At 35.0% G+C, this 13,610-nt stretch carries 11 protein-coding genes; 6 read left to right on the forward strand and 5 right to left on the reverse strand.

Annotation, left to right across the window (positions count from 1 at the left end):
• Window positions 1-21 precede the first annotated feature (21 nt).
• Window positions 22-2,124, forward strand: coding sequence for a copper-translocating P-type ATPase (locus AC6BKE_RS08120; protein WP_009374088.1), 2,103 nt, complete (start codon window positions 22-24; stop codon window positions 2,122-2,124).
• Window positions 2,125-2,291: 167 nt separating this feature from the next.
• On the opposite strand, the gene AC6BKE_RS08125 is transcribed toward AC6BKE_RS08120, so the two are convergent.
• Window positions 2,292-5,258, reverse strand: coding sequence for a Tn3 family transposase (locus tag AC6BKE_RS08125; RefSeq protein ID WP_229387499.1), 2,967 nt, complete (start codon window positions 5,256-5,258; stop codon window positions 2,292-2,294).
• A 146-nt stretch (window positions 5,259-5,404) separates the two neighbouring features.
• On the opposite strand from AC6BKE_RS08125, the gene AC6BKE_RS08130 reads away from it, so the two are divergent.
• Entirely contained in the window at window positions 5,405-5,980 is a 576-nt protein-coding gene (locus AC6BKE_RS08130; RefSeq protein WP_079524004.1) for a recombinase family protein, read from the forward strand.
• Window positions 5,981-6,092: 112 nt separating this feature from the next.
• Entirely contained in the window at window positions 6,093-6,938 is an 846-nt protein-coding gene (locus AC6BKE_RS08135; protein ID WP_229387497.1) for an AraC family transcriptional regulator, read from the forward strand.
• On the opposite strand, the gene tnpB is transcribed toward AC6BKE_RS08135, so the two are convergent.
• On the reverse strand, window positions 6,925-7,272 hold the full coding sequence (gene tnpB, locus AC6BKE_RS08140) for an IS66 family insertion sequence element accessory protein TnpB (protein WP_353625556.1): 348 nt from the start codon (window positions 7,270-7,272) through the stop codon (window positions 6,925-6,927). The genes AC6BKE_RS08135 and tnpB overlap by 14 nt on opposite strands.
• A gap of 126 nt (window positions 7,273-7,398) precedes the next feature.
• Window positions 7,399-7,506 carry an IS66 family insertion sequence element accessory protein TnpA gene (gene tnpA, locus AC6BKE_RS08145; RefSeq protein WP_379261829.1) on the reverse strand — a complete coding sequence of 36 codons (108 nt, stop codon included), beginning with the start codon at window positions 7,504-7,506 and terminating at the stop codon, window positions 7,399-7,401.
• Between the two features lie 236 nt (window positions 7,507-7,742).
• On the opposite strand from tnpA, the gene AC6BKE_RS08150 reads away from it, so the two are divergent.
• From AC6BKE_RS08150 to AC6BKE_RS08160, 3 genes are read left to right on the forward strand one after another with little or no spacing between them, the layout of a single operon-like run.
• A complete protein-coding gene (locus AC6BKE_RS08150; RefSeq protein WP_229387495.1) occupies window positions 7,743-8,822 on the forward strand; it encodes a GerAB/ArcD/ProY family transporter in 1,080 nt (359 codons plus the stop codon).
• A 3-nt stretch (window positions 8,823-8,825) separates the two neighbouring features.
• Window positions 8,826-10,361, forward strand: coding sequence for a spore germination protein (locus tag AC6BKE_RS08155; protein WP_229387493.1), 1,536 nt, complete (start codon window positions 8,826-8,828; stop codon window positions 10,359-10,361).
• The gene (locus AC6BKE_RS08160; RefSeq protein ID WP_229387491.1) at window positions 10,358-11,512 is read left to right on the forward strand and encodes a Ger(x)C family spore germination protein; all 1,155 of its coding nucleotides are present in this window, start codon (window positions 10,358-10,360) and stop codon (window positions 11,510-11,512) included. Before AC6BKE_RS08155 ends, AC6BKE_RS08160 begins: the two co-directional genes overlap by 4 nt.
• 114 nt (window positions 11,513-11,626) lie before the next feature.
• Here AC6BKE_RS08160 and AC6BKE_RS08165 read toward each other — a convergent pair whose 3' ends face one another.
• Complete coding sequence (locus AC6BKE_RS08165; protein WP_434801665.1) at window positions 11,627-11,734, reverse strand: sunset domain-containing protein; 108 nt, start codon at window positions 11,732-11,734, stop codon at window positions 11,627-11,629.
• A 521-nt stretch (window positions 11,735-12,255) separates the two neighbouring features.
• Window positions 12,256-13,578 carry an ISL3 family transposase gene (locus tag AC6BKE_RS08170; protein ID WP_009374086.1) on the reverse strand — a complete coding sequence of 441 codons (1,323 nt, stop codon included), beginning with the start codon at window positions 13,576-13,578 and terminating at the stop codon, window positions 12,256-12,258.
• Window positions 13,579-13,610 lie beyond the last annotated feature (32 nt).

The raw sequence follows: 13,610 nt of genomic DNA on the forward strand, positions 1-13,610 counted from the left end.
TATTTAGAGGAGTGATATTTGATGGAGAGAAAAGAAAAAAGAGACCACATCCACAATCATAATGTTTCGCATGAACCAATAACAAATCATATGCAAGATGTTCATGAAAATTACAGCCCTAACAATAAGAAAAATAATGAACACAATCATCATCAACATAATCAAAGCGAGGGTAACAACAAACACCATGGTCATTCGATTTCTGATTTTAAGAAAAGGTTTTGGGTATCTTTAGTATTAACGATTCCAATATCATATTTATCCATGATGATTCAGATGCTTCTTGGATATAAAGTAAATTTTGCTGGTGACACATTATTACTATTCTTACTTTCAACAATAGTCTTTTTCTATGGAGGAAAACCATTTTTACTTGGAGCATGGAGTGAATTGAAAAATAGAACTCCTGGGATGATGCTATTAATTACTCTTGCTATCGTAACAGCTTATGTCTATAGTTCACTAACAGCATTTTTCATTGAAGGAAGTGACTTCTTTTTTGAATTAGCAACCTTAATTGTTATTATGCTTCTTGGACATTGGATCGAAATGAGATCAATAATGGGTGCTTCAAAAGCATTAGAAGAGTTAATTAAATTAATGCCTAAAGAAGCTCATAAGTTAGATGCATCAGGCAACCTTATTGAAGTATCTGTTGAAGATTTAAAACCAGGTGATCAAATACTAGTAAAACCAGGCGAGAAAATTCCCATTGATGGAATAGTTTTTGAAGGACACTCTACAGTTGATGAATCGATGTTAACTGGGGAATCAATTCCTATTGAAAAAAAGGTAGGTATGGAGGCCATTGGGGGTTCAATTAATGGAGAGGGTGTACTAAAAATAAATGTTAGTAAAACAGGCAGTGACACTTATCTTGCACAAGTAATCCAATTAGTAAGCGATGCAGAAAAAACTAAATCAAAAGCTCAAGGATTTGCTGATACAGCCGCTAAATGGTTATTCTATGTCGCTATTGTTGCAGGTATTATCACACTGGTTTATTGGTGGTCAACAGATGACTTTGATTTTGCATTAGAAAGAATGGTGACAGTTTTAATAATTGCTTGTCCTCATGCTTTAGGTCTAGCTACTCCTTTAGTAACATCACGTTCTACATCTATTGCTGCTAAGAAGGGTTTATTAATTAGGAATCGTACTTCATTTGAAAACGCATTTAAAATCAATAGAATTGTGTTTGATAAAACTGGTACCTTAACTGAAGGTAATTTTGGTATAACGGATATTCATCCAGTTACAGGGGTTAGCGAAAAAGAATTATTAAAGCTTGCTTACTCTGTAGAAATTCAATCTGAACATCCAATAGCAAAGGGAATTGTAAAAGAGGGTAAGAAGCAAAATATAAAAGTATCTGAAGTAAAAGGTTTTAAAAATTTAACAGGTAAAGGGTTAGTGGCTAATGTTAACGGGTCTGAAATTGCAATTGTTAGTCCAAATGTTTTAAAAGAAAAAAATATTAGCTTCGATGAAAGTACTTACGAAAAACTTGCACAACAAGGTAAAACCGTTATTTTTATATTAAAGGATAATGTATTTTTAGGCATGATTGCTTTAGCAGACATAATAAGGGATTCCTCTTATAAGGTTATAAAAGAATTGAGTGATTTAGGTATTGAAACCGTTATGATGACAGGTGATAACGTGCGTGTAGCAAAATATGTTGGTGAAAAACTAGGCATGACGAAAGTTATTGCTGAAGTATTACCCCATGAAAAAGCTAATAAGGTGAAAGGACTAAAAGAAGAAAATTCGAAAGTTGCAATGGTTGGTGACGGTGTTAATGATGCGCCTGCACTGGCTGAATCAGATTTAGGTATTGCGATCGGTGCAGGCACAGATGTGGCCATTGAAACTGCAGATGTAGTACTGGTAAACAGCAATCCAGAGGACATTCTGAATACATTAAAGCTATCGAAAGCTAGTCATAAAAAAATGGTCCAAAATTTAGGGTGGGCAGCTGGTTATAACATTCTTGCAATTCCACTAGCTGCAGGCGTTTTATATAGTGTAGGTATTGTTATTACACCTGCAATTGGAGCTGCTGTCATGTCCTTAAGTACGATTATATGTGCAATAAATGCACAATTGCTCAAAATCGAATAAGTAAAGATGAAGCAAAAAATTCGTCAAATATAATTTGACGAATTTTTATTATATTGTAAAAAAAAGATTCCAATTTCCTGATTAGTTAAAACTTGGGTACCGTCAGGAAAATGCGGATTTACAACGTTAAGCCTATTTTCCTGACGATTCCCCCATTTTTAACAACGTTAAGAAAGTTTTAGTGGTCTTAAAGAATCTAATGAGATCACTTTCTCCGAATTAAAATGATATTCTCCTAGCAAATTAATATGTTCCCAACCTAAAGGTGACATATGGTGTAACAAATCTTCATTAAAACTACCAGTCTGTTTTTGATATTCAACTGCTTTTGTTAGATGTAAGGTATTCCATATACTGATGGCATTAATGATTATGTTTAAGGCACTGGCCCTTTGCAATTGATGCTGTATGGTTCGCTCCCTAAGCTCACCTTGTTTTCCAAAGAAAATAGCTCTTGCTAATCCATTCATGGCTTCTCCTTTATTCAATCCTCTTTGTATTTTTCTTCTTAATGATTCATCCGAAATGTAATTCAAAATAAAGATCGTTTTTTCTATTCGTCCCATCTCACGCAAGGCTGTGGCTAAGCTATTTTGTCTTGAATAAGATCCTAGTTTCCCCATAATAAGGGATGCTGAAACTGTTCCTTCCTTTATAGAATGAGCTAATCGCAAAACGTCCTCATAATTTTCTTTAATGACCTTTGTATTTATTTGTCCACGTAAACTGGCTTCTAATTTTGGATATTCACTTGCTTTATCTATTGTAAATAATTTTGAGTCTGATAAATCTCTTATTCTCGGAGCAAATTTAAATCCTAATAAATGGGTCAATCCGAAAATTTGGTCTGTGTAACCGGCTGTGTCTGTATAATGCTCTTCTATGTTTAGATCTGTCTCATGGTGCAATAAACCGTCCAAAACATGAATCGCATCCCTTGAATTAGTATGAATAATCTTTGTGTAGTAAGAAGAGAATTGATCACTAGTAAAACGGTAGATGGTGGTTCCTTTTCCCGTGCCATAATGTGGGTTTGCATCTGCATGCAGTGATGAAACACCTAGCTGCATTCTCATACCATCTGACGAGGATGTTGTACCGTCACCCCAATAGGAGGACAACTGTAATTTATGATGGAAATTTACTAAAATGGCTTGGGCTTTATTCATTGCATCTTCATACATGCGCCATTGAGATACATTGGCTAATTGCTTATATGTAAGTCCAGGTGTGGCTTCGGCCATCTTGCTCAAGCCAATATTCATTCCCATTCCTAAAAGAGCAGCCATGATAATGATTGTTTCTTCCTTATCTGGTTTTCGATTATTGGAAGCATGAGTGAATTGCTCATGAAATCCTGTAATATGAGCCACATCCATGAGTAAATCAGTTAATTTTATTCTTGGTAGCATCTGATAAAGGCTTGCACTAAACCTTTTTGCCTCTTCTGGAACATCTTTTTCTAAGCGTGCAAGTGACAGCTTTCCTTTTTCAAGAGAAACTCCATCCAACTTGTTGGAATTGGAAGCTAACCATTTTAACTTTTCATTAAGGCTGCTGGTTCTCTCCGTTATATAATCCTCGAATGATAAACTAACTGATAATCTCGTATTCTCCCTCGTTTGGTTCCATGTATCTTCCGAAAACAAATATTCCTCAAAATCTCTATATTGTCTGCTACCTATAATGGAAACATCTCCTGCCCGAACATGCTCCCGAAGTTCTGATAAAACAGCCATTTCATAGTAATGACGATTTATTGTTGTACCATCCTCCTCGTATAAATGCTTTTTCCATCGTTTTGAAATAAAATCCACAGGTGAGTCATTAGGCACTTTTCGTTTTCCGGATTCGTTCATTCCTCGGATAATCTCAACAGCCTTTAAAAGTGGCCCATTTGCCTTTGTGGAATGGAATTCCAATACTCTTAATAGCGTTGGCGTATATTTTCTTAGTGAATAAAACCGTTTTTGTAGTAAGTCTAAATAATCATAGTCGGCAGGACGTGCAAGCTCCTGAGCTTCTTCGACTGAAGAGACAAAAGAATTCCATTCGATAACGGATTCTAAAACCTCAAAAACGTCTAATTTCTCCTGTTTTGCTTTGATCAAAGCTTGTCCAATGTTCGTAAAGTGTATAACTTTCTCATTCAGCTTTTTACCATTTTGTTTCTGAATTTCCTCTTGAGCCTTACGGCCTTTTGATAACAGACTGAGTATTTGTCTGTCATGAATTTCAAAAGCTTTATCCGTTAACTCCTGAGTAAGATTTAATAAATAGACGGTTAATATTGAGTAGCGTTTATTTTCCTGAAAGTCACGGAATGCATAAGGCTCATATCTTGAACCTAAACGAGATAGCTGTAACAGGCGATTGCGATGCAAATGACTAATTTTTACCGTCTCCAATTCTATTTCCCGTATGTATTCCAGCCGTTCTATTACTTTTAGAAATGTTTCGGGTGAAGGATGACCCGGGGGTTCCTTTAACCAACCCAATATTGTTTTATTGGAATCGGATGGATGCTGCGAAGTTATGATCTCTTCAAGTTTTTCTTTTTGCTCAATTGTTAGAGACTGACTAACCGCATTAAATAGCTTCTTTTCAGCCATTGCTCTTGCCTCCCACACCATTCTTTCAAGTGTAGTGATAGCAGGTAGTATGATTTTGTTTTTTCTTAGAAAATCTATACATTCATGCAGTAGATGAATGGCATCACCATTTTCCAAAGCTAATTGATGAAGGTGCTTAGATGTCATTCGATATTCTCTTAGGGTAAAAGTTACAAAGTCGTATTCACTTCGAATTTCTTTCAAATGATCCCAAAGTGTATTTTCCCTTTGAGGATAATGACTAAGTGAGGATGGACTTACACCGATCTGTTTCGATATATATTGTAAGACTGAATCTGGGATGCTTTTGATATGGGTGTATGGCCAACTGGGATAGCGAAGAACAGCTAATTGAACGGCAAATCCTAAACGGTTTTCTTCCCTCCTTCGCTTATTAACTATTTCTAAATCCCGTTTGGAAAAAGTGAAGTAGGTCCCAAGTATCCATTCATCTTCAGGGATTTGCATAAAAGCCTGTCTCTGTTCCGGTGTAAGCAATTCTCTACCTCTCGCAATTTTCATTCAATATCCTCCCATTTCTGTATTTTCAATTTATTAGTTCAATTATATATCAATAGAGTGTACTCTATTGATACAAGTGTAGGAGACTGATAAAATCATAGTTAAGAGCGTCTCATAAGACTTGTCTCAAAAAATGAGGTGATATTTTGCGGAAAATTGGTTATATACGTGTCAGTTCAACTAGCCAGAATCCTTCAAGGCAAGTTCAGCAACTGAACGAAATCAGAATGGATATTATTTTTGAAGAAAAAGTTTCCGGAGCAACAAAAGATCGTAAGCAACTTCAAAAGATGTTAGAGGATATACAAGAAGGCGACATCATTTATGTTACAGACTTAACTCGGATCACTCGAAGTACGCAGGATTTATTTGAATTGATTGATTTAATACGAAGTAAAAAGGCGAGCTTAAAATCACTCAAGGATTCATGGCTAGATTTATCAGAAGATAATCCTTACAGTCAATTCTTAATTACGGTAATGGCTGGTGTTAATCAATTAGAGCGAGATCTTATCCGTATGCGTCAACGTGAAGGGATTGAGCTGGCTAAGAAAGAAGGCAAGTTTAAAGGCCGGTTAAAGAAATATCATAAAAATCACGCAGGAATGAATTATGCAGTAAAACTATATAAAGAAGGCGGTATGACTGTAAATCAAATTTGCGAAATTACTAATGTATCTAGGGCTTCATTATATAGAAAGCTATCGGAAGGAAACAAATAGTTTGTCCTGATTCTATCAAAAGGTGTATTTTTTCACCAACATTTTTAGGCATGAAATGTCGGCAATTATTATCTATTTTGTTTTATAGTAAATATTGAAAGGGATTAAACTTATGGATTGGCTAGAAAGAATGAACAATGCGTTAAACTACATTGAAAATAGTCTGGATGAAGAAATAGACTACAAAAAGATTGCAAAAGCAGCTAATTGTTCTGAGTTTCATTTTTCAAGAATGTTCTCTTCAATCTCTGGTATATCGCTATCAGAATATATTAGACGTAGACGGTTAACACTCGCAGCATTTGAAATTCAAAAAAGTGATATTCGGATTATCGATGTGGCAATTAAATATGGTTATGTTTCTTCTGATACTTTCTCACGTGCCTTTCAAAAAATGCATGGAGTAACCCCTTCCAATGCTCGTAATAGAGGGGTACAGTTAAAAGCCTTTCCCAGAATTTCCTTTCAAATTTCTATTAAAGGAGATAACGAGATGGACTACAGAATTGAAAACCTTGATTTTGATTTAAGAATTGTTGGAAAAAGTAAGCCAGTAAAAACAAGCAGAGCATTTAAAACAATCCCTACGCTTTGGAACACTGCTAAAAAAGATGGATTTATGCAAGAACTAGTAGATATGTCATGGGAAAATCCAAAATGCACGCTTGAAAGCCTTCTGGGGGTTTGCGGAAAAGAAGCCGCCATAACAGATGAACAATTTTCCTATTTCATGGGCGTAAGATACGATGGGGAATCCCCAGAAAATATGGAGACGCTTATTATTCCCGCAGGTACATGGGCAGTTTTTCCGAACATAGTGGATGCATGGAAACGTTTATATTCCGAGTGGGTTCCTACCTCCGAGTATGAACTTGCAAATTTACCGTGTATAGAATGTTATTACGGTCAGAAGCATAAACCAAGACACGAACTCTGGGTCCCTGTTATCCCGAAGTAATATACAAATTCTCCAATAATAGAAGACTTTTATGGAGTGACAAAAAAGCCAAATTTCTCAATTTAATTGACGAGAAATCAGGCTTTTTATATTGGAATTTCCTTATTGTTGTAATCGGCATTTTCATGACGCTACCCTTATTGCAACAAAAAACAAATAGACTTGATGAAAATGGGTCTAGATTAAACTCCACCTGAACCAAAATAGCTAATCCGTCGATAGATTTCCTCATATTCGTACTACCTCGTTCGAGATAGACACTTTCAATCATTGAAGGTCTCAACATACTGATTGAAGCGTCCTTACTACATCTGGAAGTAACTTTGGATCGCATTCAGGTTCAACATCTAAAGAAGCTTGGCCACCCCCTACCACTAATCTTGATTTTCGAAAGAATCGTCCATTTCTAATGTCAACCATATAGGTGAATTATCACTTGTATCCTGAGTCATTTTAAGCTTTATTTCCAATACCAGAACTGATGAATGCTTCCTTCATTAGAAGCACACCATTTTGAAGCACTTTGTCCGCTGGCCAAACAGTTGGTAATCCGTTGTCCCCATTCCATTCATAATTGAGATTTATTCATCGCAAAACCTCCTTAGAATTCGATCTTTAGGAGATTATCGCATATAAAAAAATGCCAAACATGTGGGTAAGGTAGAGGCTTACACTTATAATATGAGGTGTTATATGAATAATTTCTTAATAAATGGAGAAAATACCGTTTAGTATCCTTGCCAATTAGTTTTGATGTGATTAGTTTATTCTTTATAAAATCCAACTAAGTTAGTAGGTTTAACAATGCAACAACATAAAGCGAATTTTTCACAAGTATTTGTTTTGTTTATGATGAGTATTGGCTTAATGAATCACGTTATGGTGATTCCTATGTTATTAGCTATCTCGAGGAGAGATTCATGGATTTCTGTCCTCTTATCTGGGGGATTCATTCTGGGATGGTTACTTTTTATTCGATTTATTATGAAAAAGTTAGACCACACACATCTGTATTCATGGTTAAATAACCACTTTGGGAATATTGTTGCAAAGGGATTATGTTTATTAATGTATATGTTTATTCTCTTATTTATTGGAGTTACCTTAAAAGATATGATTGTATGGACAGTTACATCCTATTTTCCACAAAGTCCTGCGCCCATTTTAGCTATTGTATTTTTAGTTATCTGTTTTTTTGCTGCAACATCTAATTTTACAACCTTATCTATTCTGTCAGGTTTTTTATTAGTATTTGTTGTTGCATTGGGCTTTTTCGTTATGAGTCTTAATCTTCCTCATAAGGATTATTCTCAAATATTTCCTATCCTTGAAAATGGATTGACACCCGTTATTAAAGGAATCGTCTACAGTTTAGGTTCTCTGCTAGAAGTGACTTTAATTTTTTTTATTCAACATAATTTAAAAATGAATATCAAGTCACGGAGTTTTATTATTCTTGGGTTAGTGTTGATCTGCTTAACGCTTGGCCCTTTATTGGGCTCTATTGCTATTTTTGGACCTGAAGAGGCTGCTAATCAGAGGTATCCTGCTTACGAAGAATGGAGATTATTGAAAATAGGAAAGTTTATTGAACATGTAGATTTCTTTTCAATTTACCAATGGCTATCAGGTGGATTTATTAGGATAAGTTTTGGTTTATATATTATTGGACAATTATTTTCATTTAAAAACGAGAAAAAAAGGAATGTATTAATAGGAATCAGTTCACTAATTACATTTGTGGCTGTTCTTCTTCCTATGAGTGATATTGAATTTGTTCGTTTTTTACAAAATGTTTATTTTCATTTATCTTTTTTATTTCTGCTTTTCTTTTCATTAGTATTAGGATTTTTAGTTTTTCTAAAAAGATTAAAGGAGAGATAATCCTTGAGAAGAGGGGAACAGAATAATAAAAAAAATGGGAATGGAAAATATACTATCTATAAACCTAATCCAATTATAAATGAGGAAAAAATACGTTCAACATATCAAAATAGTGAAGATGTAAAAGTAGTTCTCCATAAAATCGGGAGTGAAGATAGTGATATAGAGACCTTTTTCATTTATTGCGAGAGTTTAGTGGACAAAAAACAAATTAATCAATTTATTATTCCTCAATTAGAAAAAATAGCTCAAAAACATCAATACCGTTTCTTAAAAGAAGAAATTGATAAATATCAACAAGACCTAGAATGGACACCTTTAGAAGTGAGTGAAGGGTTCGAGTCTATTTCTTTGGAAATATTTAATGGAAATTTAGTTCTGTATTTTCCTAAGTCGTTTACCTTTTTCTCTGTTAGTGCATCAAATAAACCAAACCGTTCTACCGAACAATCTAATTACGAAACATCCATTCGTGGGCCAAGAGACAATTTTATTGAGGATATTTCAACAAACGTGGCACTTATTCGAAAAAGATTAAGACATCCCACCTTATCTTATCAAACATTGACGTTAGGTAAACGGACTCAAACTCAAATAGGGATATTATATTTAAAAGATGTAGTTAATTTAGAGATACTAAATAACATTCTAGAATGTCTAACTTTAATTGATATTGATGGCGTAGTTAGTTCAACTCAAATTCAAGAGATGGTATCGAAACAATCTTTATCTATTTTTCCTCTTTGTGGTGATACAGCCAGACCTGATTTTGCAGTGGAATGCTTATTGCAAGGTAGAGTAGTGATTATAATTGATGGCTCCCCAATTGTTATTATCGCTCCTGTTACTATAACTTTTTTAATAAAAGCTGCAGAAGATTCCCACTTTAATTTTCTAACTGTATCATTTGCACGCTTTTATCGGTGGGTTGGATTTCTTTTAGCTGTCTTCCTACCCGGATTTTGGATGGCATTACTTGCTTATCACCAAGATCAAATTCCTTTCCCTCTTCTTGCGACTGTGACTGTTGCAAGATCAGGTCTACCATTTCCAGCACCACTTGAGCTTATAATTGTTTTGTTTCTTTTTGAGATGTTCCGTGAAGCTGGTCAAAGATTACCTTCCCCACTTGGTCAAACCCTTTCAGTAGTAGGCGGACTAATCATTGGGGATGCTGCAATCCGTTCGGGTTTTATTTCCCCATCTGTGATTGTTATTACTGCTTTATCTGCTATTGCGGGATATACCCTAGTAAACCAACTACTAGCAGGAGCAGTATCCATACTCAGAGGCTTTGTACTATTATGTTCAATTTTAATGGGGTTATATGGTTTTATGCTTGGGGGATTTGTAATCGTTCTTTATCTTTCTAGATTGCGTTCCTTTGGGATACCTTACTTAGCTTTGGTTTTCCCAAAATCTAGTTCTGATTTTTTCAAGGCATTATTTCGCTTACCGTGGAGAAGTTATGGGCATAGAGTAAGTTACCTTCGGACCAATGATAGTTCTAAAACTGATGAAGGAGAAGGGAAAGAGTGAAGCTGAACAAACTAAAACTAATAACCATGATACTCTTGTCTAGCACAATATTATCTGGATGCTGGAATATTAAAGAAGTACAAGATATTTATTATGTAGCAGCTCTTGGTATAGATTTTAAAGAAGGAAAATATATAGCCTATGCTCAGTTACTTGACTTTTCTAATGTTGCTAAGTTAGAAGGGGCAAGACCTGATAAACAACCACCAGTTTGGATAGGAAGAGGGGAAGGCATTACAATTACGGAAGCATTAAATCAATTATATAAAGATGCACAACAAAGACTTTTTTGGGGACATGTCTCTACGCTAATTTTGAGTGAACAACTCCTAAAACAAGATATTAAAGATTCGATTGATTTTATTAATCGATACCGAGAAATACGCTATAATATTCTCTTATATGCTACAAAGGAACCCATAGAAGATGTACTTAAAACAAAAGCGTTTTTTACATTGTCGGGATTGTCAACCATTCTCCATGAACCATATGAAAGCTATAAACAGAGATCTTATATACAACCTAAACAGTTTCATCAATTTATTAGAGATAGCGATCCAATGGGACAAACAGCTTTAATTCCATCAGTTAAAATTTCGACGGAAAACTGGAAAGAAGAATCAAAAAAAGCACCATTATTAAGAAATGATGGTGCTTTTTTCATAAGAAATAATCGCCTAGAAGGCTGGCTTTCTGAGACTGATTTAAACGGTCTAAGATGGATGGATGAAAAAACCGTTCGATCTCCTGTGTGGATTGTTGAGAATGATAGCGCTGTTGTTTCAGTAGTGGTAGAGAAACCTAAGATTACCATTACCCCTATTATGAATAGTAAACCAATACTTTTTAATATTACAGTTGAAGTGCAAGCCGGAATCAATGAGAAAATCAAGGAAATTAATGATAAAGAGTTGGTTACAAAAACTGAAGATATTATAAAGTTAGAAATTCTAAACTCCTTTGAAAAAGGAATAGAAATAAATTCAGATATCTACAGATTAGGGGAATCATTATATCGACAAAACCCAAGTAAATGGAAAGAAGAAGTGAAAGCAGACTCGTTTTACTTAAATAAACATAGTATAAAGCATTTAAAAGTTAAAGTTAATTTAGTTAACTCAGGAAAGTTGAAGTACCAAGACGGATATTAATGTTAAACTTATAATTTTAGGGTGTTTTAACACATTCAAACTAGGTGATCCCTTATTAAATGATGGGTGATATACAGAAAGGCTTGTATATCACCCATTACTTCCAATTACCAATTAGGGAAAGCTCACTACTAAATATAAAGGAGCTCGCATACAAAAAATGACTTCTGACTTAGTTCGTTCATACCGAGGTGAATCTGCTGTATGATAAATTTTTATGATACTGAGAAATTGGACTTTTTTCTATTATAATTTCCTTAACGTTGTAAATCTGCATTTTCCTGACGGTACCCCAAACTATATATTAAATTTTACATATAGTATATCAGAAGCTTAGTGAACAGAGGGGGGATATAAGTGTGTATAAATAACAACTTTATAGAAGATCAAGCTTTTCATATAACAGAAAAGATTTTGGGGAACTCCATATACAAAGTGGTGAGGATTGAAGGCTCGAGAAGCAATACTCATAATCAAAAATCGAACGGGGAGAACCTTATAACAAAACTAATTTTAGAAGACGAGAATGGTGTATTTTATTCAATTAAACCTGATCAATTTGGTCTTATGTTCGCAAATGGAGAAGTTAGTTATAAAAAATACTGTCGATTGCAAAAAAAAGATGACTTAAAAGTAATTAGTTATTCAATCATAGGAATGGGAATCATAATTAGTATGATGATAGGTCTCATGAAGCTTCTCTTAGTTTAATAGGGTATTCGGATTTTATGGTGGAAAAGGGCTTATAAATCACCCTTCTCCAAATTCTTAATAAGTGTGGAAAAATCGACACCAAAGTTGTCTGTAATGTCGTGATCATTCACTTCATACCAATTGAAAGTATCGTATAACATAGCTTTATTGAAAGCACTTGAATTAAATCGTGGCTTACGCTTTTTATGGAGCTTCTCATTGAAAAGGATTTTGGCTCGTAAGGCATCAAACGAGTAACCTCTACCCATTCGCTCTACCTGCCTAATAATGCTGTTAATTGACTCCGTATAAGCATTAGTGAGCCTTTTATCAAAGTAGTTGAATATTTCGACATGCCAGTTGTCTACGGCTCTCACGAGGTCTTTATATGCGTCTTTAGAGTTGCTGGACATACAACGGTGTCTCCATTGACTATAACGAAGATGACCTTCATCTGGATCAGGAGTATCCCATATCCAGTAAAACTCTTCTTTGAGTTCATAGGCTTCTTTTAAAGCAGGAAGATTACCTAACCAAGTATCTAAGAGGAATGATTCACGTTCATTTAGATCGTGTTTACGCTTTAGAAGGATAAACCTTTCACGCATAAGGGTACGTCTTTCTTTTTGGCTCATATGGGCTTTCAAAGACTTTCTGACGTTATCTAAGGCTTGATTAGCCATTCTAACTACATGAAACTTATCTACGACAACTTTAGCGTGTGGAAGGATAGTGTTCACTGCGTCTTTGTAGGGCTTCCACATATCCATTGTGACGTACTCAATGTAAGTCCTGTCACTGATTTCTGAAAGACGTTGGATGACTGTTTCCTTGTTACGGTTAGGCTTGATGTCATAAATAGTCCTGCGTTCAATATTAGTCAATACAAGCCGAGGTCTACGGATAATATGTATCTCGTCTATCCCAAGCCACTTAGGAGTTTCAAACTGGTATTCACGTTCTTTGAGTGCCACATAGTCCTTAAAAACGTTCCTAATGGTTTTCTCGTCAACACCAACGCTTTCTGCGACTTCTACAAAGGTCTTAGACATGGATTGCTCTTGAATGGACTTTAAAAGCCTTTTGGTCATACTACGCTTTTCATCTACAGATATTAGGCGTTCCCAGAAGGTAGATCCGCATTCACGACACTTGTATCGTCTACGGTTCAATTGTAAGCCCACTCGCTTTAAACGAATGGGCAAATCCATAATTAGTTGATTTCTTGAACTGTGTTTGTACAACTTGTCAAAACCACATTCAGGACAACGTTCAGGTGGTCCGACTGCTTCAACTTTAAACATCATATCGGTTTCATTTTCTTGTGGCGGTTCTATTGTTTTAATGTCTGGTAGGGATAATAAGTCTGACATATTATTCATCCTTTATTACTCTGCGGTGTTAA

The organism is Lysinibacillus sp. COL-1 (genome assembly GCF_059814265.1).